Annotated in this window: 24 protein-coding genes, 1 pseudogene and 1 riboswitch; of the genes and pseudogenes, 4 read left to right on the top strand and 21 right to left on the bottom strand. The window is 70.5% G+C overall.

Translation table 11 applies throughout. The annotated features are described in order from the left end of the window. Nucleotides 1-202 precede the first annotated feature (202 nt). From ACFWU9_RS27450 to ACFWU9_RS27440, 3 genes are read left to right on the top strand one after another with little or no spacing between them, the layout of a single operon-like run. On the top strand, nucleotides 203-931 hold the full coding sequence (locus ACFWU9_RS27450) for an ABC transporter ATP-binding protein (protein WP_384322977.1): 729 nt from the start codon (nucleotides 203-205) through the stop codon (nucleotides 929-931). Further along, nucleotides 913-2,076: a hypothetical protein gene (locus ACFWU9_RS27445; RefSeq protein ID WP_384322975.1), complete on the top strand. Its 1,164-nt coding sequence runs from the start codon at nucleotides 913-915 to the stop codon at nucleotides 2,074-2,076. The genes ACFWU9_RS27450 and ACFWU9_RS27445 overlap by 19 nt, the downstream gene beginning before the upstream one ends. Nucleotides 2,077-2,136: 60 nt before the next feature. Next, on the top strand, nucleotides 2,137-3,315 hold the full coding sequence (locus tag ACFWU9_RS27440; RefSeq protein WP_384322973.1) for an LOG family protein: 1,179 nt from the start codon (nucleotides 2,137-2,139) through the stop codon (nucleotides 3,313-3,315). Between the two features lie 62 nt (nucleotides 3,316-3,377). On the opposite strand, the gene ACFWU9_RS27435 is transcribed toward ACFWU9_RS27440, so the two are convergent. From ACFWU9_RS27435 to rpsB, 9 genes are all read right to left on the bottom strand, one after another. Then, a complete protein-coding gene (locus ACFWU9_RS27435; RefSeq protein WP_384323019.1) occupies nucleotides 3,378-4,460 on the bottom strand; it encodes an ABC transporter ATP-binding protein in 1,083 nt (360 codons plus the stop codon). A gap of 5 nt (nucleotides 4,461-4,465) precedes the next feature. Then, nucleotides 4,466-6,079 (bottom strand): ABC transporter permease, encoded by a 1,614-nt coding sequence (locus ACFWU9_RS27430; protein ID WP_384322971.1) that lies wholly within the window; start codon nucleotides 6,077-6,079, stop codon nucleotides 4,466-4,468. A gap of 158 nt (nucleotides 6,080-6,237) precedes the next feature. Continuing rightward, on the bottom strand, nucleotides 6,238-7,332 hold the full coding sequence (locus ACFWU9_RS27425) for a thiamine ABC transporter substrate binding subunit (RefSeq protein ID WP_384322969.1): 1,095 nt from the start codon (nucleotides 7,330-7,332) through the stop codon (nucleotides 6,238-6,240). A gap of 80 nt (nucleotides 7,333-7,412) precedes the next feature. After that, nucleotides 7,413-7,537, bottom strand: a riboswitch (TPP riboswitch). Between the two features lie 55 nt (nucleotides 7,538-7,592). After that, entirely contained in the window at nucleotides 7,593-8,705 is a 1,113-nt protein-coding gene (gene rlmN / locus ACFWU9_RS27420; protein WP_384322967.1) for a 23S rRNA (adenine(2503)-C(2))-methyltransferase RlmN, read from the bottom strand. Between the two features lie 186 nt (nucleotides 8,706-8,891). Next, nucleotides 8,892-9,962, bottom strand: a complete 1,071-nt coding sequence (locus tag ACFWU9_RS27415) for a phosphatidate cytidylyltransferase (protein WP_384322965.1) — start codon at nucleotides 9,960-9,962, stop codon at nucleotides 8,892-8,894. Then, nucleotides 9,962-10,519 (bottom strand): ribosome recycling factor, encoded by a 558-nt coding sequence (frr, locus tag ACFWU9_RS27410; RefSeq protein WP_078074826.1) that lies wholly within the window; start codon nucleotides 10,517-10,519, stop codon nucleotides 9,962-9,964. Before frr ends, ACFWU9_RS27415 begins: the two co-directional genes overlap by 1 nt. Before the next feature lie 127 nt (nucleotides 10,520-10,646). Further along, nucleotides 10,647-11,426 carry a UMP kinase gene (pyrH, locus tag ACFWU9_RS27405; protein ID WP_384322963.1) on the bottom strand — a complete coding sequence of 260 codons (780 nt, stop codon included), beginning with the start codon at nucleotides 11,424-11,426 and terminating at the stop codon, nucleotides 10,647-10,649. A 198-nt stretch (nucleotides 11,427-11,624) separates the two neighbouring features. Continuing rightward, nucleotides 11,625-12,485 carry a translation elongation factor Ts gene (gene tsf, locus ACFWU9_RS27400; RefSeq protein ID WP_384322961.1) on the bottom strand — a complete coding sequence of 287 codons (861 nt, stop codon included), beginning with the start codon at nucleotides 12,483-12,485 and terminating at the stop codon, nucleotides 11,625-11,627. Nucleotides 12,486-12,570: 85 nt separating this feature from the next. Beyond that, entirely contained in the window at nucleotides 12,571-13,515 is a 945-nt protein-coding gene (rpsB, locus tag ACFWU9_RS27395; RefSeq protein WP_384322959.1) for a 30S ribosomal protein S2, read from the bottom strand. Between rpsB and ACFWU9_RS27390 the strand changes: the two are divergent. After that, nucleotides 13,514-14,416 (top strand): annotated as a pseudogene (locus ACFWU9_RS27390) (peptidoglycan DD-metalloendopeptidase family protein); the annotation flags it as partial. The gene rpsB and the pseudogene ACFWU9_RS27390 sit on opposite strands and share 2 nt — an antisense overlap. A gap of 292 nt (nucleotides 14,417-14,708) precedes the next feature. On the opposite strand, the gene ACFWU9_RS27385 reads toward ACFWU9_RS27390, so the two are convergent. The 12 genes from ACFWU9_RS27385 to rplS form a co-directional block, all read right to left on the bottom strand. After that, nucleotides 14,709-15,269 (bottom strand): TetR/AcrR family transcriptional regulator, encoded by a 561-nt coding sequence (locus ACFWU9_RS27385; protein ID WP_384323017.1) that lies wholly within the window; start codon nucleotides 15,267-15,269, stop codon nucleotides 14,709-14,711. A gap of 73 nt (nucleotides 15,270-15,342) precedes the next feature. Then, nucleotides 15,343-16,191 carry an RNA polymerase sigma factor WhiG gene (whiG, locus tag ACFWU9_RS27380; protein ID WP_384322957.1) on the bottom strand — a complete coding sequence of 283 codons (849 nt, stop codon included), beginning with the start codon at nucleotides 16,189-16,191 and terminating at the stop codon, nucleotides 15,343-15,345. A 248-nt stretch (nucleotides 16,192-16,439) separates the two neighbouring features. Further along, on the bottom strand, nucleotides 16,440-17,609 hold the full coding sequence (gene dprA / locus ACFWU9_RS27375) for a DNA-processing protein DprA (protein ID WP_384322955.1): 1,170 nt from the start codon (nucleotides 17,607-17,609) through the stop codon (nucleotides 16,440-16,442). Continuing rightward, on the bottom strand, nucleotides 17,606-19,234 hold the full coding sequence (locus ACFWU9_RS27370) for a YifB family Mg chelatase-like AAA ATPase (protein WP_384322953.1): 1,629 nt from the start codon (nucleotides 19,232-19,234) through the stop codon (nucleotides 17,606-17,608). The genes dprA and ACFWU9_RS27370 overlap by 4 nt, the downstream gene beginning before the upstream one ends. Continuing rightward, complete coding sequence (locus ACFWU9_RS27365) at nucleotides 19,234-19,596, bottom strand: YraN family protein (RefSeq protein WP_384322951.1); 363 nt, start codon at nucleotides 19,594-19,596, stop codon at nucleotides 19,234-19,236. Before ACFWU9_RS27365 ends, ACFWU9_RS27370 begins: the two co-directional genes overlap by 1 nt. 299 nt (nucleotides 19,597-19,895) lie before the next feature. Continuing rightward, nucleotides 19,896-20,204 carry a DUF2469 domain-containing protein gene (locus ACFWU9_RS27360; RefSeq protein ID WP_003965949.1) on the bottom strand — a complete coding sequence of 103 codons (309 nt, stop codon included), beginning with the start codon at nucleotides 20,202-20,204 and terminating at the stop codon, nucleotides 19,896-19,898. Nucleotides 20,205-20,259: 55 nt separating this feature from the next. Beyond that, nucleotides 20,260-20,751: an NUDIX hydrolase gene (locus tag ACFWU9_RS27355; RefSeq protein WP_384322949.1), complete on the bottom strand. Its 492-nt coding sequence runs from the start codon at nucleotides 20,749-20,751 to the stop codon at nucleotides 20,260-20,262. Then, entirely contained in the window at nucleotides 20,741-21,511 is a 771-nt protein-coding gene (gene lepB, locus ACFWU9_RS27350) for a signal peptidase I (RefSeq protein ID WP_384322947.1), read from the bottom strand. Before lepB (ACFWU9_RS27350) ends, ACFWU9_RS27355 begins: the two co-directional genes overlap by 11 nt. 60 nt (nucleotides 21,512-21,571) lie before the next feature. After that, the gene (gene lepB, locus ACFWU9_RS27345; RefSeq protein WP_384323015.1) at nucleotides 21,572-22,534 is read right to left on the bottom strand and encodes a signal peptidase I; all 963 of its coding nucleotides are present in this window, start codon (nucleotides 22,532-22,534) and stop codon (nucleotides 21,572-21,574) included. Then, a complete protein-coding gene (gene lepB, locus ACFWU9_RS27340; protein WP_384322945.1) occupies nucleotides 22,503-23,507 on the bottom strand; it encodes a signal peptidase I in 1,005 nt (334 codons plus the stop codon). Before lepB (ACFWU9_RS27340) ends, lepB (ACFWU9_RS27345) begins: the two co-directional genes overlap by 32 nt. Then, entirely contained in the window at nucleotides 23,500-24,276 is a 777-nt protein-coding gene (lepB, locus tag ACFWU9_RS27335) for a signal peptidase I (RefSeq protein ID WP_384322943.1), read from the bottom strand. Before lepB (ACFWU9_RS27335) ends, lepB (ACFWU9_RS27340) begins: the two co-directional genes overlap by 8 nt. A gap of 57 nt (nucleotides 24,277-24,333) precedes the next feature. Further along, complete coding sequence (rplS, locus tag ACFWU9_RS27330; protein WP_384322941.1) at nucleotides 24,334-24,684, bottom strand: 50S ribosomal protein L19; 351 nt, start codon at nucleotides 24,682-24,684, stop codon at nucleotides 24,334-24,336. Nucleotides 24,685-24,753: the final 69 nt, after the last annotated feature.

Here is a 24,753-nt window from a genome sequence, read left to right as displayed (position 1 = left end):
CCGCGCCACCGCCGGAACTGGACAACGGCCCGGGTACCCCCCATTCGAGTGCAATGGGGGGCACCCGGGCCGCGTGCTGTCCGTCCATCCCGGTACTGATCCTTACGGTGCAGTGACCGATCGGCTTCGCCTTCGTTCCCCCCGGACGGGGCGCGGTACGTCAGCTCTGATTCCGAGCCTGATCCGAACCGAGGTGTACGCCATGGTTGCCCCGCCGGACAACGACGTGCTCTGGGCGCGTTCCCTGCACCATTCGCACAACGGCTCGCCGGCGCTCAGCGGCGTCTCGCTCGGAGTGCGCGAGGGCGAGATCCTCGCGGTCAGCGGCGCGCGCGGCAGCGGCAAGACGACCCTGCTGCGGTGTCTCTCGGGCCAGCTCGTTCCCAAGGAGGGCGAGGTCTGGTTCAACAGCACCGCCGTCCACACGATGCCCCCGGTGCTGCGGGAACGGCTCCGGCGCGACCGCTTCGGCTGGGTCGACTCCGACCCCGTCCTGGTCCCGGAGCTCAACGCGTGGGAGAACGCCGCCCTGCCGATGCTGCTGCGCGGTTCCTCGCGCCGTGCGGCGAAGGCCGCGGCCATGGAGTGGCTGGAGCGGCTCGACATCGGTATGTGCGCCCGCAAGCGCCCGCACGCCCTGCTCCAGTCGCAGCGCCAGCGCGTGGCCGTCGCCCGCGCGCTGGTGAGCACACCCTCGGTACTCTTCGCCGACGAGCCGACGGCGCCGTTGTACGCCGCCGAACGCGCCCAGGTCCTGCGCACGCTGACCACCGCAGCGCGCTCGCACCGCATCACCGTCGTGCTCGCCACCCTTGACGACGAGGTCGCGACACTCGCCGACCGCACCGTGGTCCTGGTCGACGGCTGCCGCGTGGGCGCGCTGCGACCCGCCGAGGCGGAAGGCCAGGCAGCGTGCTCGCTCTCCGTCTAGCCCGCGGCAGCCACCCCCTCGTCCTGCTGCGCCGGCTGCTGGTCGTCGCGGCGTCGGCGGGGGTCGGCTTCCTCCTACTGTGCACGCTGGGCTGGGCCATGAACCATCCCGCCGGATCGGTCCTCCGGCTCCTGTGGTGCGTGTTCCCGCTCGCGTCCACGGTGCAGTTCGCCGTCGCCGTGGCCCGTGCGGACCCGAGCACCCGGCCCCGTCCGGGGCTTTCGGCGGTGGGCGTCGGCCCGGCGCAGCTCACCGCCCTGGCTGCCGCGTCGACGACCCTCTCGTGCACGCTCGGCAGCGTGGTGGCGCTGCTGTTCTTCCTCCACCTGCGCGGTGATCTCACGGGGCTGCCGTTCGACGGCGCGGCGTCCGATCTCCTCGGTGCGGGGCAGCCGTTGCCGCTCGCCGCCGCCCTCACGCTGCTCGCCGTCGTGCCGGTCCTCGCTTCCATGGCGACCGCCTTCGCCCTGCGCCCGCGGCGCAGGGCCGCGAAGCCGGTCGACGGTGCCGATCCCGAGCGGGCGGCGACCCCCAGGCCCGCCCCGTCGGGGCTGCCCTGGGGCGTCGCTCTGACCGCTGCCGGGCTCGCCGTCGAGACCTATGCGAGCCGGGGTGGCTCGGAGGCTCCCCTGCCGCTGCCGGGGCGATTCGACGGGAGTCCGGCCGGTGTTCTGGCCGGCTGGTCGCTGACGGCGCTCGGCCTGGCTCTGGCGGGCCCCGGTATCGCGTACCTCTGCGGTCGGTTCCTGCAGACGCTGCGTCCCGGCGCGACCCGGCTGCTCGCGGGGCGCGTACTGATGGACGAGGCGGTGCGGATCGGACGCCCGCTGGGCGTCGTCTGCGCCGTGGTCTCGGGCGGCTTCGCCGCCGCGGCCCTGTACGGCCCCGGCGATCCCCGCCCGTTCGGACCGCTCACCGGTCTCGGCGCCACGATCATCGTGGGCTGCACCCTCGGGACGCTGCTGACAGCCGTCCTTGAGGCCAGGCACGCCCGTACCGAGACGACGGCGGCGTTGACGCGGGTGGGCGCCCCCGCGATGCTCCTGCGTACGGCGGCGGCGCTGCGTGCCGGCGCGCTGCTCGCGGTGTTCGGACCGCTGACGTGGCTGATCGCCGCGCTGGCCGCCGTGCCGCTCACGGGCTGAACCGGAAGCCTCCCCCACCACCGCTCCCTCCCTCCGACGGGGCGGCCTATCGTGTCCTCCATGGCTTACGGCGAGGGACACGACGGGCATGAGGCACAACAGGCCGCGACACGGGGCCCGCAGGGGCTCTGGGAGCACCGCGCGGACGGCCTGGACCGCGAGATCGAGACCCTCGACGAGTTCGACCAGGTGATCCTCGGCGGAACGCTCAGCGGGTACCGGATCCAGTCGGTCGACCTGACGGGCCGTACGCTCGCGCTGCTGTCCACCGACACCTCCGAAACCGTCTTCCTCGGCTGCCCGATGGCACCGGACGCCGCGGCGAAGATACGCGCGGACGGGGCCCTGGTCTTCCCTCCCGTCCCGCACCTTCCCTTCGACCCGTACCGGGGCCTTCTCTACACGCCCGAGCACCTCTTCGAAGGGCTGGACGAGGGCGGTTACGACGTGACGCCGGACGCGCTCGCGTACCGGTGGTTCCAGCGCACCAAGGCCGACGGCGACATACTCAGCTCGATGCTGAGGTCGGTCCACGACGACGCGATATCCGACGCTCTGGACGAACTCCTGGTCGGCGCGCGGGTCGTCGGTGTGATGGGCGGCCACGCGATGGCACGGGGCACCGACGCGTACGCGGGAGCGGCGCGTCTCGGGCGCGACCTGGCCCATACGGGGCTGACTGTCGCGACCGGCGGCGGCCCCGGTGCCATGGAGGCCGCGAACCTCGGGGCGTACGCCGCCCCGCATCCGGACCAGATGCTGGACGAGGCGCTCGAAATCCTGGCCAAGACACCGTCGTTCACCCCGTCGATCTCCGAGTGGGCGCGCGCCGCGTTCGAGGTACGGGGCCGCTGGCCCGGGGGCGCCGGGTCGGTGGGAATTCCCACCTGGTTCTACGGCCACGAGCCGCCGAACGCCTTCGCCGGGCACATCGCGAAGTACTTCGCCAACGCGACCCGGGAGGACGGTCTGCTGGCCCGCTGCAACGCCGGCGTCGTCTTCCTGCCCGGCGCCGCCGGCACCGTCCAGGAGGTCTTCGACAACGCGACGCCGAACTACTACGAGTCACGCGGCGAACCGACGCCCATGGTCCTGGTCGACCGCGCGCACTGGACGGAGAAGCTGCCCGCGTGGCCGCTGCTCACGTCGCTGGCGCGGGAGCGCTCGATGGAATCCCGAATCGCGCTCGTCGACTCGGTGGCGGAGGTGCCCGAGGCGCTGGCGCGTCTCTCGGCCTGACCTGCGGGGCCACGGGGGCGGATGGCCGCCCCCGTCGGTCCGCCCCCGTCGGCCCGCCCTCGTCAGTCGGCCCCGTTGTCGCCCGTGGGGGCGGCGTCCCCTTCGACGCCTGCCGGGTCGGGCTCCGGGTCGTCCAGGACCACCAGGTCCTCGGCTGCGAAGGAGACCCCGACGGTCGCGCCCTCGGCGGGCACGTCGCGGAGTGCGCACTCCGCCTCCACGACCGGTCCGTCCGTGGGGCGCAGTTGAACGGCGACGTGGCTGCCACGGAAGATCCGAGCCCCGACGGTGCAGCGCAGTCCCTCCTCAGCAGGACCGATCCGCACCCCTGCGGGACGTACCAGCAGTGTGCGTCGGCCCCCCGGTGAGCCGGCGGGCACCGGGATCTTGCCCCAGGGCGTATCGGCGACGTCGCCCCGCACCGTGGCGGCCACCACGTTGTCGAAGCCCAGGAAGCGCGCGACGAACGCGGAGGCAGGGCGCTGCCAGACCTCCACCGGTGTGCCGCTCTGCGCGACGCGTCCGTCGCGCATCACCACCACGCGGTCGGCGAGTGCGAATGCCTCGCCCTGGTCGTGTGTGACGGCAAGAACCGTCGTGCCCAACTGTGCGAAAACGCCGCGCAGTTCCACCACCAGGCGTTCGCGCAGACTCCGGTCGAGCTGACCGAGCGGTTCGTCGAGCATGAGAAGCCGGGGGCGCGGGGCGAGCGCCCGCGCCAGTGCCACGCGCTGCTGCTCCCCGCCCGACAGCGCGGCAACGGCGCGGCGCTCGGCGCCCGGCAGGCCCACGAGCTCCAGCAACTCGGCTACGCGTCGCCGCTGTTGACCGCGCGGTTCCCCACGCATGCGCAGCCCGAACGCGACGTTTCCGCCGACGTCGCGCTGCGGAAAGAGCTGGTGATCCTGGAACATCAGCCCGACGCCCCGCCGGTGCACCGGCACCCCCGCCTGGTCGGAGCCTTCCAGCAATACCCGCCCCGTGTCCGGCGGTTGAAGACCGGCGACGACACGCAGCAACGTGGACTTGCCGCTGCCGCTCGGCCCGAGGACACAGACGATCTCGTGGGCGGCGATCTCCAGATCCACCCTGTCGAGCGCCGTACGGTGCCCGAACCGCACGGTCACGTCCTCAAGAGTGAGCAGGGCCATCAGAACTCTCCGGAACGGTCGGTACGGATACGTTCGAGCACCAGCAGCGACACGGCGCACACCACCATCAGCACCGTGCTCAGCGCCATCGCCTGCCCGTAGTTGAGATCACCCGGCCGGCCCAGCAGCCGCGCGACGGCCACCGGCAGCGTCGGCCGGTCCGGTCGCGCGATGAAGACCGTGGCACCGAACTCACCGAGCGAGACGGCGAAGGCGAACCCGGCGGCCACCAGCACCGCCCGCCGCACCATCGGCAGATCGACCTCCCGCCACGCACGCAGCGGTGACGCCCCCAGCACGGCGGCGGCCTCGCGCAGCCGCCCGTCCACGGCGCGCAGGACGGGAAGCATGGTCCGTACGACGAACGGGACCCCCACCAGGGCCTGGGCCAGCGGCACCAGGATCCACGACGCCCTCAGATCCAGCGGCGGCTTGTCGAGGGTGATCAGGAATCCGAAGCCGACGGTGACCGCCGAGACGCCCAACGGAAGCATCAGCAGGGCGTCGAAGCCCCGTACGAGGCGTCCCGCTCGCCGGGTGAGCGCCGTCGCGGCCAGCCCGCCGACCACCAGGGCGATGACGGTGGCCGTCAGGGCGTAGCGAAGGGAGTTCCAGACGGCTTCCAGCGGCGGTACGAGGAACGTGCCGCCGCTCGCCTCCACCGAACGCAGCGCCCGGTAGTAGTCGAAGCCGTAGCCGGCCGGTCCGTCGAGGGACCGCTCGATCAGCACGCCGAGGGGCAGCAGGATGAGGAGGAGGACGGTGCCGAGCACGCCGGCGAGCAGGGCCCACTGGCCGATTCCGCGGGGCCTGCGCGCCGTCTGCGCCGGATCGACGAGTTTAAGGGTGCTCTCCCGCCTCCGTACGGTCCAGGCGTGGAGCGCGAGAATCGCGCCGACGGCGGCGAACTGCACCATCGTCAGAACGGCCGCGGTCGGCAGATCGAGCAGTTGCGCTGTCTGCCGGTAGATCTCCACCTCCAGGGTGGAGTAGGCCGGACCTCCGAGAATCTGGACGATGCCGAAGGAGGTGAAGGTGAAGAGGAAGACCATCAGCGCTGCGGCGGCGACGGCGGGGCCCAGCGCGGGCAGCGTGACCCGCCACCAGGCAGCGAGGCGCCCCGCGCCGAGCACCCGCGCGGCCTCCTCCTGACGGGGGTCCAGCTGCGCCCAGAGGCCGCCCACGGTGCGGACCACCACCGCGTAGTTGAAGAAAACATGCGCGAGCAGGATCGCCCACACCGTCGTGTCCGCCCGCACACCCCACAGTTCGTCGAGCAGCCCGCCGCGCCCCAGCAGCGCGAGGAACGCCGTGCCGACGACCACGGTGGGAAGGACGAACGGCACCGTCACCACGGCGCGCAGAAGATGCTTGCCGGGGAAATCGAAGCGGGCGAAGACATACGCACCGGGAAGGGCGATCAGCAGAGTGAGAGCGGTGGAGGCGAAGGCCTGCCACGTCGTGAACCAGAGCACCTGTCCGATGTCGGCCCGGCTCAGCACGTCGCCGAACCTGCCCCAGTGCCAGGAGCCGTCGGACTTCAGCCCGCGGCCGACGATCGCGACGACGGGGTAGGCGAAGAAGACCGCGAAGAACGCGACGGGCACGGCCATGAGGCAGAGCCGGAGGACGCTCCCCCGGCGACGCGCCGCCCGCACCGTGACGCCGGCGTCCCGGCCCCGTCCTCGGATCGGCCACCGGCGCGGCGGACCGGCACCCGGACCCGCCCCTGTACGCGTACTCCGCTCGTCCTTCCGGGCGGCGTCCGCGCCTACTTGACGACGAGTGAGGACCACGACTGGATCCACTCGTCGCGGTTCTCGGCTATCTTCTCCGGGGCGACGGTCCGGGGCTTGTCGACGACGGCGCCGTGGTCGGTGAAGAGCGCGGGCAGCTTCGCCCCGTCGACGACCGGATTCACGAACATGTTGAGCGGCATGTCCTCCTGGAAGGTCTTGCTCACCAGAAAGTCCAGCAGGGCCTTGCCGCCCGCCTCGTTCTTCGCCCCCTGGAGCAGACCGGCGAACTCGATCTGGCGGAAGCAGGTTCCCTTCGCGACGCCGGTCGGCGCCTCCTCGGGCTGCGGATCGGCGTACAGGACCTCGACGGGCGGGCTGGAGGCGTACGAGACGACGAGCGGCCGCTCCGCCTTCGCCTTCTTGCCGCCGGCCGAGCCGGAGAAGTCCTCGTTGTAGGCCTGTTCCCAGCTGTCGACGACCTGGACGCCGTTGGCCTTGAGCTTCTTCCAGTAGTCCTGCCAGCCGTCGTCCCCGTAAGCGGCGACGGTGCCGAGGAGGAAGCCGAGGCCCGGTGAGGACAGCTCGGCGTTCTCGACGACCAGGAGGTCCTTGTAGGCGGGCTTCGTCAGGTCTGCGAAGGACTCCGGCGGTGCCAGCTTCTTGTCCGTGAAGTACTTCTTGTCGTAGTTGACGCAGATGTCGCCGGTGTCGACAGGGGTGACACGGTGCTCGGCGTCGTCGAGGCGCACGTCGGCGCGGACCTGGTCGAGACCCCTCGCCTCGTACGGCGTGAACAGGCCGTTGTCGAGGGCGCGCGAGAGAAGGGTGTTGTCGACGCCGAAGAAGACGTCGCCCTGCGGCGAACCCTTGGTGAGGATCTCCTTGTTGAGAGCCTCGCCGGCCTCGCCGCTCTTCAGCACCTTGACGGTGTAGCCGGTCCGTTCCGTGAACTCCTTCAGTACGGAGTCCGAGGCGGCGAACGAGTCATGGGCGACGAGCGTCACGCTCTTGGACTTCGCGCCGTCCGACGACGCGGAATCCTCCGACCCGCCGCCGCACGCGGCGAGCGTAGAGACTCCCAACGCCGCGGCGACGGCGCCGACCGCCATCTTCTTCGTGGTACGCAACTGAATTCCTCCTGGGATGTCCAGGAGAAGACGCGGCCCCGCCCCGCGCCGGCGAACCGGAGCAGGGCAGGGCGCAACAGCATGAGTGATGACCGAACTTCCTACCCAGAATGACCTGGGCGAGGTTCAGAGGGTCTGCGACCGTGAGGCTCTTTCCGAGCCTCTGCCGCACTCTCAGCGCTGTGGCGCTCCCCTGTCGGAATATGTAATTTGATCGAACCCCAGGGTACATGGACCCCAACGGGGCCCCTGGGCCGCGCTCAGCGCTCCGTGGCCGCCAGCTGTCCGCACGCCCCGTCGATCTCCTGACCACGCGTGTCGCGCACCGTCACGGGCACCCCGTGCGACGCGATGGCCTCCACGAAGGCCTTCTCGTCCTCGGGGCGGGAGGCCGTCCACTTGGACCCGGGTGTCGGGTTGAGGGGGATCAGATTGACGTGCACCCGCTTCCCCTTGAGCAGCCGCCCCAGCAGATCGCCCCGCCACGCCTGGTCGTTGATGTCGCGGATCATGGCGTACTCGATGGAGACGCGGCGCCCCGACTTCTCCGCGTACTCCCACGCGGCGTCCAGCACCTCCCGCACCTTCCACCGGGTGTTGACCGGCACGAGGGTGTCGCGCAGCTCGTCGTCGGGCGCGTGCAGCGAGACGGCGAGGCGGCACTTGAAGCCCTCGTCGGCGAACCGCAGCATCGCGGGTACAAGACCCACCGTCGAGACGGTGATGCCGCGTTGCGAGAGACCGAGACCGTCCGGCTCGGGGTCGGTGAGCCGGCGAATGGCGCCGACGACGCGGCGGTAGTTGGCGAGCGGTTCGCCCATGCCCATGAAGACGATGTTGGACAGCCGTGCGGGGCCGCCGGGGACCTCGCCGTCACGGAGCGCGCGCATGCCGTCCACGATCTGGTGCACGATCTCCGCCGTGGAGAGGTTACGGTCGAGCCCCGCCTGCCCCGTGGCGCAGAACGGGCAGTTCATGCCGCAGCCCGCCTGCGAGGAGATGCACATGGTGACCCGGTCCGGGTAACGCATCAGGACCGACTCGACGAGCGTGCCGTCGTGCAGGCGCCACAGTGTCTTACGGGTGGTGTCGTCGTCGCAGGAGATGTGCCGCACCACGGACATCAGGTCCGGCAGCAGCTCCGTGGCGAGCTTCTGGCGTGCGGCGGCAGGGATGTCCGTCCACTCGGCGGGGTCGTGCGCGTACCGCGCGAAGTAGTGCTGCGACAGCTGCTTGGCACGGAACGCCTTCTCGCCGAGCGCCGAGACGGCCTCACGACGCTCTTCAGGCGTGAGGTCGGCGAGGTGCCTCGGTGGCTTCTTGGCGCCACGGGGCGCGACGAAGGTGAGCTCTCCGGGGTTGGGCGGTGCCATGAGCTGTTTTCTCCTCGGTACGACGAGGCCGGTGTTTCCCGCCGACCGCGGGAGTGACGTGGGCACACTGCCGGTGCCGGGAGACCTCATGTGACGGGCTCCGCGACCGCAAGGCGCAGACGGAGCGCAGTAAGGCCCGCCGTCCAGGACGGCGGGCCTTACCAGGGTAACCGGTACGGGTACGGCTCAGCCCGAGCCGACGAACACCACCAACAGCAGCCACACCACCGGGGCCGTCGGCAGGAGCGAGTCGAGGCGGTCCATGATGCCGCCGTGACCGGGCAGCAGCGTGCCCATGTCCTTGATCCCGAGGTCCCGCTTGATCATCGACTCGCCCAGGTCCCCGAGCGTCGCACTGGCCGCCACCGCGAGACCGAGCAGCAGCCCCTGCCACCAGGTGCCGTCCTCGATGAGGAACTGCATGCACAGCGCGCCCGCCGCCATGGCGAACGCCAGCGCGCCCAACAGCCCCTCGCGGGTCTTGCCGGGGCTGATGCGCGGCGCCAGCTTGTGGCTGCCGAAGCGCCAGCCGATCGCGTAGGCACCGGTGTCGCTGACGATGGTCAGCACGAGGAACGTGAGCACTCGCTCCGCGCCGTCGTCCGCCTTGAGCATCATCGCGACGAACGTCGCCAGGAACGGCACGTAGAACGCCGCGAAAACGCCCGCCGTCACGTCCTTGAGGTAGCCCTCGGGCGGCTCCGTCATCCGCCACGCGAGCACGGCGAGCGCGGTGAGCGCGGTGGCGACCCAGGCGCCTTCCGCGCCCCGTACGTACCCGGCGACCACCATCGCGGCGCCACCGACCGCGAGCGGGACGAGGGGCACCTTGATGCCCTTCTTCTCGTCGAGCCGGGAGGTCAACTCCCACAGCCCGACGACGACGGCGACCACCATGACGCCGATGAAGACGGCCTTCACGATGAAGAGGGACGCCACGATCACCGCACCGAGTCCCACACCGACACCTATGGCCGCCCTGAGGTCACGGCCCGCCCGCTTCTTCGGCGGGGGTGGCGGAGGGGCGGACATGGGCTCCTGCGGCGTTTCGTCACGGAACAGGGGGCCGCCCGGCCGAGCAGCCCCCCGGTCGTCATCCTGGGCCCCGCCGCTCGCGGGTACGTCGGGCACGATGGGCATGGGCCGAGTCTGCTGTGCGTCAAGCGCATCGTATGCGGGACCCGCCGGGGCAGCCCCCTGGTCAGGCGGTCCCCAGTAGCCGGCAGTCGGCGGGGCCCCCCAGGAAGAGTCGTTCATCAGACCTCGAGCAGCTCGGCTTCCTTGTGCTTGAGCAGCTCGTCAACCTGGGCGACGTACTTCGCCGTGGTGTCGTCGAGCTCTTTCTCCGCGCGGCGGCCTTCGTCCTCGCCGACCTCGCCGTCCTTGATCAGCTTGTCGATCGTCTCCTTGGCCTTGCGGCGTACGGAGCGGATCGAGATCTTCGAGTCCTCCGCCTTGGTCTTGGCGACCTTGATGTACTCCTTGCGGCGGTCCTGCGTGAGCTCGGGGAACACCACGCGGATGATGTTTCCGTCGTTGCTGGGGTTCACTCCGAGGTCGGAGTCGCGGATGGCCTGCTCGATGTTGCGCAGCGCGCTCTTGTCGAACGGGGTCACCACGGCCATGCGCGGCTCGGGCACCGAGAACGAGGCGAGCTGGTTGATCGGGGTCAGGGCACCGTAGTAGTCCGCCACGATCTTGTTGAACATCGCCGGGTGCGCACGACCGGTGCGGATCGCGGCGAAGTCCTCCTTGGCGACCAGGACGGCCTTCTCCATCTTCTCCTCTGCTTCGAGGAGGGTCTCTTCGATCACCACTTGCTCCTGCGTGTCTTGAGTGGGCCCGGTGCTTACGGGGCCGGCGGAACCTGCGTCGCGTCTTCTTCCTGCACGGTGTCCGACCGGCAGGGCTTTGTCCATCCCCGTGCGGGGCAGCCGGAGTTCAGGCCCGGGTGCCCTGATCGCTCACGAGCGTGCCGATCTTCTCACCCTTGACGGCGCGCGCGATATTGCCCTCCGTGAGCAGTTCGAAGACGAGGATCGGCAGGGCGTTGTCACGGCAGAGAGTGACGGCCGTGGCGTCGGCGACCTTGAGGTTGCGGGTGATCACCTCGCCGTACTCCAGCGCGTCGAACTTCACCGCGTCGGGGTTGGTCTTGGGGTCGGAGTCGTACACCCCGTCCACGCCGTTCTTGCCCATGAGCAGCGCTTCCGCGTCGATCTCCAGGGCGCGCTGGGCGGCGGTGGTGTCGGTGGAGAAGTACGGCATCCCCATGCCGGCGCCGAAGATGACGACGCGCCCCTTCTCCAGGTGCCGTACGGCGCGCAGCGGGATGTAGGGCTCGGCGACCTGCCCCATGGTGATGGCGGTCTGGACCCGGGAGTCGATGCCCTCCTTCTCCAGGAAGTCCTGGAGGGCCAGGCAGTTCATGACCGTACCGAGCATCCCCATGTAGTCGGAGCGCGCCCGGTCCATGCCGCGCTGCTGGAGCTCGGCGCCCCGGAAGAAGTTGCCTCCACCGATCACGATGGCGATCTGCGCCCCGTCCCGCACGACGGCGCCGATCTCGCGGGCGATGGCGTGTACGACGTCGGGATCGACGCCGAGCCCGCCCCCGCCGGCGAACGCCTCACCGGACAGTTTCAGCATGAAGCGCCCGGCCTTCTTGCCGGGGTCGCTGTTGTCGTCGGTGGACTGGGTGGCGTCCGCGCCCTTGTTCATGGGGGTCTCCTCGTGCACATACGAAGAAGGCCATTGCCGATGGGTCCCTGTCCCTAGCGGCAATGGCCTCCTCGTCAGATCTGCGGCCGTCCGGCGCGTGTTCGGCCGGCGACTGCAGTAGACCCTAGCCGGGTCCACCGTCGATCGCGTACGACTGCGCGGTCCCGGGTGCTCGGCCCCGGGACGATGTCCGGAACGTCAGGCACCGACGCGGATGCGCGAGAAGCGCTTCAGCGTGACGCCCGCCTCGTCCAGGACCTTCCTGACGGACTTCTTGTTGTCCTTCGCGAACGGCTGGTCGAGGAGGGTGACCTCCTTGAAGAAGCCGTTGACACGACCTTCGACGATCTTGGGCAGAGCCGCCTCGGGCTTGCCCTCCTCGCGGGAGGTGGCCTCGGCGACGCGGCGCTCGTTCTCGACGACGTCGGCCGGAACCTCCTCACGGGTGAGGTACTTCGGCGCGAAGGCGGCGATGTGCTGGGCGACGTCCTTGGCGACGGCGGCGACTGTCGCGTCGTCCACGCCGCCCTTCTCCAGCTCGACCAGGACGCCGACCTGCGGCGGCAGGTCGGGCATGGTGCGGTGCATGTACGTGCCGACGTAGCTGCCCGCGCCCTGGAACTGCGCGAAGCGGTCCAGGACAATCTTCTCGCCGAGGTTGGCGTTGGCCTCGTCGACGAACGCCTGGACGGTCTTGCCGGGCTCGATCTCCGAGGCGCGCAGCGCGTCGATGTCGGCCGGGCTGGTCGTGGCGACGTGGGCGGCCAGCGCGTTGGCCGCGGCCTGGAACTTGTCACCCTTGGCGACGAAGTCCGTCTCGCACTTCAGCTCCAGCAGGACACCGGAGGTGTTGTCGTCGGAGACGAGGGAGACGACAGCGCCGTTCTCCGCGCTGCGGCTCTCGCGCTTGGCGACGCCCTTCTGACCCTTGACGCGAAGTACCTCAACGGCCTTGTCGACATCGCCGTCGGCCTCGACCAAGGCCTTCTTGCAGTCCATCATGCCGGCGCCGGTGAGCTCGCGGAGCTTCTTGACGTCAGCGGCGGTGTAGTTCGCCATGTCTGTGAATCTCTCTCGGAAGTCGAAGATCTACGGGTGGACGGCGGGGGCCGTGGCCCCCGCCGTCAGCAACCGAACCTTGAGGTCAGGCCTTGTCGCCGTCCGCGGCCGGAGCCTCGGCGGCGGGGGCCTCGGCCGGAGCAGGGGCCTCGTCGGCCTGCTCGGCGTCGGCGACCTTCTCCGTCTCGGCGGAGGTCTGGACGTCGGCAGGCGCCTCGGCGGCGTCCGCGGACTTCTCGGCGTCGGCCTTCTTGTCGCCTTCGAGGAGGTCACGCTCCCACTCGGCGAGGGGCTCGCCAGCGGCCTTCTCGCCCGGCTTGGAGTCGCCGGTGGCGGCGCCGGAGCGGGCGATGAGGCCCTCGGCGACGGCGTCGGCGATCACGCGGGTGAGCAGGGTGACGGAGCGGATCGCGTCGTCGTTGCCCGGGATCTTGTAGTCGACCTCGTCGGGGTCGCAGTTGGTGTCGAGGATCGCGACGACCGGGATGTGGAGCTTGCGCGCCTCACCGACGGCGATGTGCTCCTTCTTGGTGTCGACGATCCAGACGGCGCTGGGCACCTTCTGCATCTCGCGGATACCACCGAGGGTCTTCTCCAGCTTGGCCTTCTCGCGGGAGAGGACCAGGAGCTCCTTCTTGGTGAGGCCGGAGGCGGCCACGTCCTCGAAGTCGATCTGCTCGAGCTCCTTCAGACGCTGAAGGCGCTTGTAGACGGTGGAGAAGTTGGTGAGCATGCCGCCCAGCCAACGCTGGTTGACATACGGCATGCCAACGCGCGTCGCCTGCTCGGCGATGGCCTCCTGGGCCTGCTTCTTCGTACCCACGAACATGATGGAGCCGCCGTGCGCGACGGTCTCCTTGACGAACTCGTAGGCGCGGTCGATGTACGACAGCGACTGGAGCAGGTCGATGATGTAGATGCCGTTGCGCTCGGTGAAGATGAAACGCTTCATCTTCGGGTTCCAGCGACGGGTCTGGTGACCGAAGTGGACGCCGCTTTCCAGCAGCTCCCGCATCGTGACGACGGCCATGGCCGTACTCCTTGAGGTACTCGGTTGTCGCGTCCGCCGGACGGCGGACGCGCCTGACGCCCCGGAACGCTTTGCCACTAGGGACCGAGAAGCGCGGACACCGGCGAAGGCCGGCGGCGGGGCGTGCGAAGTCGATCCGGTGACCCGGATCGCCACAGGAAGTGTACGGGACCCGCACAGTGCCCTGCGACGGAGTGCGAGGGTGACGGAGTTGTTCACAACGCACGGGTTATCCACAGATTCCGAGCATGATCCACTTAAATCCGCCGAATGCGGCAGCGTGAACCACATGATCACTGTCCACGAAGTACTCGTCCACGCTTCCACCCGACCCGGCCGTCGTTCCCGGCGCGGGATCGTCTCCCGGTGCCTCTCCCTCGGCGTCGCCGCCCTCGCCGGGGTAGTGGCGACCGTCCTGTTCGGACCCTCGCCCGAAGCACGGGCCGCAGACGACCAGGAGGCGAGCGCCGACTCCGAGCCGCCCCCGCCCCCTCCTGTCGGCGCCGCCGACGCCCCGGTCGCCGCGGGGAGCAAGGTCGACGCCCCGGTCGGCGGGGCGAGGGACGCAGGCCGCGAGGGCGTCGTCAGCGGCGACCGGGCCTGGCCTGTGGGGCCACGGCCGACGGTTCTACGGGGATGGGAGCCGCCCGCCACGCCCTACGGTCCCGGCCACCGGGGCGTGGACTTGGCCGCCGCTCCTGGCACCCTCGTCCGGGCCGCCGCCCCCGGCCGGGTGTCCTTCACGGGCAAGGTCGCGGGTCGCGGCGTCCTCTCGATCACGCTGACCGGCACCGGGCAGCCGCCGCTGCGCACCACCTACGAACCGGTGACCGCCGTCGTCACCGAAGGCGACGAGGTGGAGGCGGGCCAGGTCGTGGCCGTGCTGGGCCCGGGGCCCTTCCACTGCGAGGGCGGCTGTCTGCACTGGGGTCTTCTGCGCGGTGAGACCTATCTCGATCCGCTGTCCCTGCTCCCCGACGACCTGCTCGACCGCGGCCCGGCGCGACTGCTGCCGGTCTTCGGGATCCCCGAGCCCGCTGCCGTACGGACCCCGGCCGGAGCGCGGTCGCCCGTCCCGCCAGACGACGCGGTGATCATGGCCGAGGAGACAGCCGCCGCAGCCGCCGACGCCCTGCATGCTGCCGCCCTGCTCGCCGCGGCCGCGTGGGTGCGGCACCGGAGTCGTACAGGAGTCAGGTACCGCGTACGCCTTGGAGCACCATGGACACCGCCGCCTCGGCGATCACCTCGGGGTCCTCGGCCGCGCCCAGCTCGATCCGCCGCACGGCGGCGTCCACAACGCCCTGGAGGAGCATCGCGGCCAGCCTCGGCTGCTCGTGGCCCAGTTCCGAGAGGGCGTCGACGATCATCGCGATGAGTCCGCCGTGCGCCGCCCGGATCTTCTCCCGGGCGCCCGCGTCGAGTTCGCTCGCGGAGATGGCGACCACCGCGCGGTGACGGCGGTCGCCCACCAGGCTCAACTGCCTGCGCACATACGCTTCGATCCTGGCCTCGGGGGTCGGCTCCTCCGCCATGGCGAATTCGATCTCGGCGGCCCACACGGGGAAGTCGACGGCGCAGAGCTCTTCGACGACGGCCGCGCGCGAGCGGAAGTACTCGTAGACCGACGACCTGGCGAGACCCGTGCGTTCGGCGAGGGCGGGGAAGGTCAACGCCTCCGTACCGCCTTCGGACAGGAGGGAGCGTGCGGCGTCCAGCAGGGCGCCGCGCTGCATGGTCCGGTGCTCGGCCACAGAGGCCGCTCGAATCCTGGGCACACGCCTACTGTACGGCGGAGGCCGTCCGCACAAGTGGGGCAGGGACGATTCAGCGCCCCGCGTCGGCCAGTTTGGCGCGGAGCTGGAGCACCGACTTGGTGTGGATCTGGCTGACGCGGCTCTCGGTGACGCCGAGGACGTTGCCGATCTCGGCGAGCGTGAGCCCCTCGTAGTAGTAGAGGGTGACCACGGTCTTCTCGCGCTCGGGAAGGGTGTTGATGGCGCGGGCCAGCAGCCGGCGCAGCTCGCGGTCCTCGGCGACCTCGACGGGGTCGTCGGCGGCGGTGTCCTCCAGGGTGTCCATGAGGCTGAGGCGATCGCCGCCCTCCCCGCCGACGTGCAGCAGTTCCTCCAGCGCCACGACGTTCGCCAGCGACAACTGGCTGAAGACGGCGTGCAGTTCCTCCACGGCGATGTCCATCTCGGCGGCCACCTCCGCCTCCGACGGGGTGCGCCGCAGCTGTGCCTCCAGCGTCGCGTACGCCCGCTCGACGGCCCTGGCCTTCTGCCGTACGGAGCGCGGGATCCAGTCCAGCGCGCGCAGTTCGTCGATCATCGCGCCGCGGATGCGTGTGATCGCGTAGGTCTCGAACTTGATCGACCGCTCGATGTCGAACTTCTCGATCGCGTCGATGAGCCCGAAGACCCCGGAGGAGACGAAGTCCGCCTGCTCAACGTTGGACGGCAGTCCCACACTCACCCGGCCGGCGACGTACTTCACCAGCGGCGAGTAGTGCAGGATCAACTGCTCACGCAGCCGCTCGTTGCCCGTGGTCTTGTACGACCGCCACAAGGTGTCGAGGGCCGTGGGGGCGGGGGGTCGCACTTCGCCGCGGGCCGGGGGGGGCCCCACGGGGGACGCCGCCGCACGGTCGGACCCGGAGGTGTGCTGGGGCATTCGTCGCCTTGAGCCGTTCTGCCGTGAAGTGAGGGGAGGTGTGTCTGGGCCGGATTCCTGGTGAGCGTAGCGTGACAGTTTCGTCGCGGTGCGCGAGGAGGCCGGGCTGGTACCTGTCCGGAGAGGCCCTGTCGGGCGCCGCCGGGACTTCGCGGTCGGGCGCCGACACCACGCGTATCGGCGCCTGTCGCGCCGCCGGGAGAACTGCGATGGTCATCCACCTCACCTTTTCACCCGAATGCCCCAGGTCAAGGACCGGCTCGCCGCGCACCACCGTCCCTTGTCGTCGGCGGCGTCAACTGCCAGAGGTCGCCATGCCGTTCGACGAACCCGAGGGAGTGAAGTTCGTACAGCTTCCCGAGAGCCTCGTCGGCCGTCGTCGCGGCCTCCCTCGCGATGTCCCGCCCGCCGACGGCGCCACGCGCGGGCAGCGCGTCGAGGATCCGTCTGCCGACGGGGTCGAGCAGGTCCCTGGCCAGGACGGGACCGCGCCGCGCGGGTGCGAGGTCGCCCATGTCCCCCACCAGCTCGGCCACTTCGGCCGCGTCCGTGACCAGCACGCCTTCGCCGCGCAGCAGTTCGTGCACCCCGGCGGAGAGCCCGCTCGTCGCCGGGCCGGGCACCCCCATCGTGAACCTCCCGAGCCGCTGCGCGCTGCGCGCGGTGACCAGCGAGCCGCTCCGGTACTCGGCCTCCACCACGACCGTGCCCCGGGTGAGCCCGGCAATCACGCGGTTACGGAGGACGAACCGGCTGCGGGTCGGATGATCGCCGGGCGCCAGCTCTCCCACGACCAGGCCCTGCTCCGCGATGCGGCGTACCAGTTCCGCGTGGCCCGGCGGATAGACGACGTCGACACCACAGGCGAGGACGGCGACGGTCGCGCCGTCGACCGCGAGTGCGCCCCGGTGGGCGGCTCCGTCGACCCCGTACGCCGCGCCCGACGTCACGACCCAGCCCCGCTCGGCCAGACCCGAGGCGATGCTCGCCGCCATGTGCGCGCCGTACGGTGTGCAGGCCCTGGCCCCGACGACGGCGACGGAGCGCAGGGCCCAGAGCCTCAGGTCGGGCCCGCCGCGCACCCACAGGCCGATGGGGCGTGACGCGCCGAGGTCGTCGAGCTGCGTCGGCCACTCCTGGTCACCGGGGCAGACGAAGCGCCCGCCGATCGCGGTGACGGCGGCGAGATCCCGCTCCGGGGTCGCCGCCGCCGCGCGGGCGCGCAGGCCACTGATACGTCGTGGACCGACTTCTCCCAGAGCCTCGTCGTCGGTCCCGTCCGGCGAGGTGAGCAGGTCCATCAGCCCTCGGGCGCCGTACTTGCGGAGCCACCGCCCGCCATTCTCGTCGCCCGGCTCGATCACGCGTGTGAGGGCGGCGCGCGCGAGTCGGTCGTCGGCGTCGGTCCCCGCGGTCATGAGATCCCTCCGACCGTGGCTCCGGCGCCCCGTCCGATGCCGGTTCGCAGCTCCAGTGCCAGGCCCACGTCCCGGCCGTCGGGTCGGTCCCGTCCGGCGAGGTCGGCGACCGTCCACGCGACCCGCAGCACACGGTCGAGACCGCGCGCCGTGAGCAGGCCCCGCTCGAGGTCACGCTCGGCGGCGTCGAGCGCCCCGGGCGCGGTGACCCATCGGGTACGCAGTTCGTGCCCCGGCACCTCGCTGTTCACGGTCCAGGGCGTCCCCTCCAACCGCGCCGCCGATCGCAGCCGGGCCTCCACGATCCGCCCGCCGACAACGGCCGAGGTCTCGCCCCGGCCGCCCTGGCCCATGAGGTCCGCGCGGTGCACGGGTTGGACCTCCACCCGCAGGTCGACGCGGTCGAGCAGCGGACCGGAGAGCCGTGACTGATAGCGGCGGATCGCCGACGGCGGACACTCGCACCCGGCTCCGTGCAGGGTGTGCCGCCCGCACGGGCACGGGTTGGCGGCGAGGACCATCAGGAAGCGGGCGGGCAGCCGTACGACTCCGGCGCTGCGCGCGATGACCACCTGCCCCGATTCGAGGGGCTGGCGCAGCGCGTCGAGTGCCTTGCCGGAGAATTCCGGGGCCTCGTCCAGAAAGAGCACGCCCTTGTGCGCCAGGGACACCGCTCCGGGCCTCGCCAGCCCGTTCCCGCCTCCGACGAGGGACTGCATGGTCGCCGAGTGGTGCGGCGCGCAGTACGGCGCCGTACGTACGAGTGGCTCGCCGGGCGGCAGAATCCCGGCGACCGAGTGCACCGCCGTCACCTCGACGGACTCCTGCCTCGTCAGTGGCGGCAGCAGTGCGGGCAGCCGCTCGGCGAGCATCGTCTTGCCCGCCCCCGGCGGGCCCTGGAGCAACAGGTGGTGTCCGCCCGCCGCGGCGACCTCCAGAGCCGTACGCGCCGCCTGCTGGCCCGCCACGTCAGCGAGGTCCGGACGGTGGGCGTCGCGCTGTCCGAAGCCCGGAGCCAGGCCCGTTCCCACCCCGGCGCCGGGCACCATCAGACCGGCGAGCATCGGATCGGGACGGCCCTCCTCGGTGACCGTCGGCTCGTCGGGGACCGGTTCACCGGTCAGGACGGCGATCAGCTGGCGAAGGCTCCGTACGCCGAGCACGGAGACTCCCGGGACCAGTGACGCCTCGCCCGCCGTCTGCTCCGGCACGACCACCTGGTGGTATCCGGCCTCGGCGGCCGCGAGGACGGCCGGAAGGATGCCTCGTACCGGCCGGACCCTGCCGTCGAGCCCCAGCTCCCCGATCAGGACCAGATCGGCGATGGCGCGCGGCTCGATACGCTCCGCCGCCCCCAGCACGGAGACCGCGACAGCGAGATCGAAACCGGACCCGGACTTCGGTACGGAGGCCGGGCTGAGCCCCACCGTGAGCTTCTTCTGCGGCCACTCCGCACCGGAGTTCACGATGGCGGCCCTGACCCTGTCCCGGCTCTCCGTCAGGCTCTTGTCGGGGAGCCCGACGAGGGTGAAGGCCGCCACGCCCGGTTCGAGGTCCGCCTGGACCTCCACCACCACACCCTCGACGCCGACCAGCGCGACCGAACAGGCCCGTGCGAACCCCATCAGGCCACCCCTCGCGCGTGCTCGACCACCGGGGCGCCGCGCCTGGGCAGCACCACACCGATCAGGTCGATGCGAACGCCGCCCGGGGGCGGCCCCCCGAAGGCCTCCAGCCAGCAGGCCGCGAGTCGCCTCAGCCGTTCGACCTTCACGGGAGTCACCGCCGCCATCGGATGCTCGAAAGAGCCTCCCCGGCGGGTCTTCACCTCACAGACGACCAGCACGTCCCCGTCGCGGGCCACGATGTCGATCTCGCCCGTCCTGCCGTACCGCCAGTTGCGGTCCAGCACGGTCATCCCGGCCGCTTCCAGCCGCCGAGCGGCCAGCCCTTCGCCGTACCGCCCGAGTGCCCCCGTCGCGTTCATGTCGGCACCACCTCCGGCACCGACTCTGCGACGAAGGCGCGCAGCGAGTGGATCTTGGTGGACAACTCACCGGTTGTGGATAACTTCGTCACCCACCAGCACACCAGGAGTCACATGCGCCGCAGGAGCCGCAGGAAGCCCCAACCAACCCAGACCCTCACCGGACGCTCCGGGACCACCCACATCACCGGCACACCCCGCCCCGAGAACCACAAACTCAGGACAAGCCGCGACAAACCGCACCATCCCGCATCGGCGCGCCCAGCCTTGCTCAGCAGCCGTCAGCTGCGTCAGCTCCTTCAGCCGCCCGGCAGCTCGAGATCGCTCTTGTTCAGCTCCTCGATGTTCACGTCCTTGAACGTGAGTACCCTCACCTGCTTGACGAACCTGGCCGGCCGGTACATGTCCCAGACCCACGCGTCCGCCATCGAGACCTCGAAGAAGACCTCGCCCTGCACGGAGTGCACCTGCATCTCGTAGTCGTTGGTGAGATAGAAGCGTCGTTCGGTCTCGATCACGTATTTGAAAAGACCGACGACATCGCGGTACTCCCGGTAGAGCTTCAGCTCCATCTCGGTCTCGTACTTCTCGAGGTCCTCGGCGCTCATGGCATGTTCCCCTTCAGCCGTACGTCCCCCTATTGTGCTCCGGCCCCACGCGCCCCTAGACGATTTCAGAGGCGAGAACCACCGGTGCAGCCGGAGGACCCTCGTCGAGCAGCGTGCGCAGCAGCCCGGCGAGCCTGGTCGGATACACCGTCTCACGCGCCGTCGACAGTTCGGCGGAGGTCCACCACCTCAGCTCCGCGACACTGCGCCGCTCCAGCTCCGTCAGCCCCTCGACGCTGGTCTCGGTCTGCGCCGTACGCGCGAGGAAGTACCACTCGTCCTGATCCCAGCGTCGCCCGTCGAACGGGAAGGAGCAGATGCGCTGCCAGAGAACAGGCCCGAGCTCGACCTCTGTGATGCCCGTCTCCTCCGCCAGCTCGCGCAGCGCGGCCTCCTGCCGCGTCTCGTCGCCCTCCAGGCCGCCGCCGGGTGTGAACCACCAGTTGTCGTCCGGATCGCCCGGTTCGTACCCCCGGAGCAGCAGAATGCGGTCGTCCGGGTCGAGCAGCACCACCCGTGAGACCTTCCGCAGCCCGTCATCGGACACCGGTCGACACCTCTCCGTCGGTCCGCCCCGTCGGCCCCGTACGCCGCGGCCTGCCCAGGCGCCGTACGACCGGCCCGTAGGCCGCACCGCCCAGGATCAGGACCGCCCCGAGGACCGCCGAGCCCACCACCAGCATCACGGGCCCCGGCTTCGACACCCCGCCGGGCAGCGCCGCGAATCCGTCCGGGCGCTCGATCAGGCCGCCCAGCGGCCACGCGACGGTATCGATGCGCGCGGTCACCGTCGAGGTCGGCACCGACCCCTGTCCCTGGTCCTGAAGGTGGACCCGCGAGTCCAGCGACCCGCTGCGTTCGTCTCCGAGGAGGAACAGCTGTCCCTTCGGGACCGTCGCCCCGAAACCGGTGGTCGACGCGAGACCACCCGGCATCCTCTTTACGTAGGGCTCGTCGATCGCCTTCCCGTTGATGGTCAGGCGCCCCTCGGCGTCGCAGCAGGCGACCTTGTCGCCCCCGACGCCGACGACCCGCTTCACCATCGGCATGTCGCCCCACTGCGAGTCGTTGAAGACCACGACATCGCCCCGTCGCACGTCATCGCCGGATATCCGCTGCGCCAGGACCCGGTCACCGGCCTTCACCGTCGGGTCCATCGAGTCGGTCGGCACGGTGTACGGCTGGTACTCCACCGCTCCCCAGACGAAGCCGCCGAGGAAGAGCACACAGCCGACGGCCACGGCCAGCCCCGACAGCAGATTGCCGAGGCGGCCGTGGCCGTCGTTCGTACGTCCTGTTCCGCTCATCCCAGCCGTCCCCCGTCCCGGAGAGTCACCACCGCCGGATCGGCGATCTGGGACGGCACCCTACCCGGCGGTACGGCCGCCGGTCAGCCTCCGCCTGCGCCAGAACACCAGCGGTACGGCGCCGGCGACACCGAGCACGGCGGGAGCCCCCGTCGCCACCGCGGACGCCGCGCTGAGGCCCGACTGGTCGAAGGTGTCGGGCACGGGCAGTGTCGACAGCCGGTTGAGCGGCCAGGCGATCACGATCGCGCGGCCGACGACCTCGTCGGTGGAAACGGTGCCGTGACCGGGCAGTTCCTGGTGGTAGCGGGAGTCGAGCGAATTCTGCCGGTGGTCGCCCATCACCCAGATCCGGCCGTCGGGCACCTTGATCGGTCCGAACGGCTCGTCGTCACAGGCCGTGTCTCCGGGGAAGATGTACGACTTCTCGTCGAGCGACTTCCCGTTGACCTGGACACTGCCGCCCTTCTTGCACTCCACCGTGTCGCCGCCGACCGCGATGACCCTCTTGATGAGGTCCTTCTCCTCCGACGACGGCATGAGGCCGATGAAGCTGAGGAATTTCTGTGCCACGTTCGGCTCGGGGGCCTGCGTACTGTCGAGCCAGCCGCCCGGGTCGTGGAAGACCACGACCTCGCCGCGCTCGGGCTCCGCGCCGAACCACGGCGTGAGCTTGTCCACAAGGACGCGGTCCCCGCGCTGCAGGGTGTCCTGCATCGAGTCCGAGGGGATCGAGAAAGCCTGGACCAGGAAGGTCTTGATCAGCAGCGCGAGCAGCAGCGCGATACCGATCAGCAGAGGCAGTTCCTTCCAGAACGAGCGCTGCTTCCTCACACCCGTGGCCCCGTCGTCGCCGGGGTCGCCCGGCTCGCCGTCCGGCCGCCCCACCTGGTCCTGCATGTCCGCGGACACGCCTGCGGATGGGGTCTGCGCGGCGGAACCGGCAGAACCGACGGAAGGCTCGGCGAGCTGCTCGGGCCTGTCCTCGGGCTCACCGTGTCCGGATCGTGCGCCGACGGCCAAATCCCCCACATCCACTCCTCACTCCGTGCAACTGCCCGCTCCGGAGACGGAGCAGGCCCACTACTCCCATAACGAGCGGGAGTTCCGCAGGGGTCGGGAGCAGGATCATTCCGTTCGGATCCTGAGAGGACACACTATTCGACGGGCCGAGCGCCGTGGTCGGTGCGGCGCGCGGGTCCGGTACGGAGGCGTACGTGTCCGGCTCCTCCAGCCGCCGCCAGTGGCCCAGTGGCCAGGCGATGACGACGGCCCTGCCGACGACCCCGTCCTCCGAGACGGTGCCGTCGAATTCCTCGTCCAGGTGGAAGCGCGAGTCGGCCGAGTTCGACCGGTGGTCGCCCATCACGAAAATCCGCCCCGTCGGCACCTTCACCTCGAAATCGAGCTTCGACGGCGGGTTGCCGGGGTTCAGGTACGGCTCCGTCAACGGTACGCCGTTGACGACGACGCGCCCGTCCTGGTCGCAGCACTTCACGGTGTCGCCGCCCACGGCGACGACACGCTTGATCAGGTCCTGCTCGTCGGCCGACGGCAGCAGTCCGATGAAGGTGAGGGCCTGCTTGACCTGCTTGATGACCACCGGATCGTCCGGGGGCGGCGTGGTCTCCTCCTGGAGCCAGCCGCCGGGGTCCTTGAACACGACCACGTCGCCGCGCTGGGGGCGGGAGCCGAACCAGGGCGTCAGCTTGTCCACGAGCACCCGGTCGTCGATCCGGATCGTCTGCTCCATGGAGCCGGAGGGGATCACGAAGGCCTGGACGAGGAAGGTCTTGAGCACGAGCGCGATCAGCAGCGCCACCGTGATCAGGAGCGGGATCTCGGTCATCGCGGAGCGGCGACGGCGCCGTTTCACCTTGCGGGCGAGCCTGCGGCGCTCCGCGCGCCCCGGCAGGGCGCGTCCTGTGGTCGGTCTGGTGCCCGTCGGCAGCCGGGTGTCGGACCGGTGGCCCCCGGGCCGTCCTCGGTTACCCATGGGCGCCGTCCGGGTCTCGTACGTCGCTGAAGGCGTCGGTGCCCTCCAGAGAGTCCCAGCGGCCCGCCGGCCAGCCGATCCAGTCGACGCGCCCGATGATCTTGTCCACGGGCACCGTGCCGCCCCCGGGCTCGCCCAAGTGGTCACGTGAGTCGCGGGAGTTGCTGCGGTGGTCGCCCATCACCCAGAGGGTGCCGGAGGGTACGACGATGTCGAAGGGCGCACTGGACGGCGCGTCGCCGAAGTACAGGTACCGCTCGTCGATCGCCCGGCCGTTCACCTCGACCTTGCCCTCCTCGTCGCAGCAGACCACCCTGTCGCCCCCCACGCCGATCACGCGCTTCACGAAATCGGTCTCGGCGGGCTCGGCGAGACCGAGGGCCGAGGCCGCCCCGTGCGCCAGCCCGGTGACCGGGTTCTCCCGCGCCGGCTCCTGGACGAACGAGCCGGTGCCGTCGAAGACGACCACATCCCCGCGCTGCGGGTTGTCACCGAAACGGTACGCCAACTTGTTGACAAGCACCCGGTCCCCGACCTGGAGGCCCGGCTCCATGGAGCTGCTCGGGATCAGGAAGGGCTGCACGACGAAGGCGCTGAACAGGAGCAGAGACGCCGCGCCCAGTACGCCGAGCACCGCGACCCGGCGCCACGACAGTGCGCGCAGTACGTCGCGCGGTCCCGGCATACGCACGGAACGCGACCCCTCTTCCGTCCCTGTGGCGGGTGTGGAAGAAGGGCCGCGCTCCATGTGCTGCGGTTCGGTGTCCATCGGGCCCAGAGCTTATCCGGCCGTCCTGTGGAACCGTGCGCGAGTTCGAGCCTCGGCTCAGTTGTCGCGCTTCTCCTTGATCTTCGCGGCCTTGCCGCGCAGCTCACGGAGGTAGTAGAGCTTGGCGCGACGTACGTCACCACGGCTCACGAGCTCGATCTTCTCGAAGATCGGGCTGTGCACGGGGAAGGTGCGCTCGACGCCGACGGAGAAGGAGACCTTGCGGACCGTGAAGGTCTCGCGGACGCCCGAGCCCTGCCGGCGGATGACGACACCCTTGAACTGCTGGATACGCGAGCGGTTGCCCTCGATGACACGTACGTGGACGTTCACGGTGTCGCCGGGGCGGAAGGGGGGGAGGTCGCTGCGGAGCGACGCCGCGTCGACGGTGTCGAGCAGGTGAGCCATGATGGTCTGCTTCCTCGCTGATGCCACAGGTCATCAACGGAATGTCGAAAGGAAAGTTCGGAGCGCCGT

It is taken from the genome of Streptomyces sp. NPDC058653, assembly GCF_042716895.1.
Lineage (GTDB): Bacteria > Actinomycetota > Actinomycetes > Streptomycetales > Streptomycetaceae > Streptomyces.
Note: the sequence above shows the minus strand (reverse complement) of the source record. Positions and strands in the feature narration are given on the sequence as shown.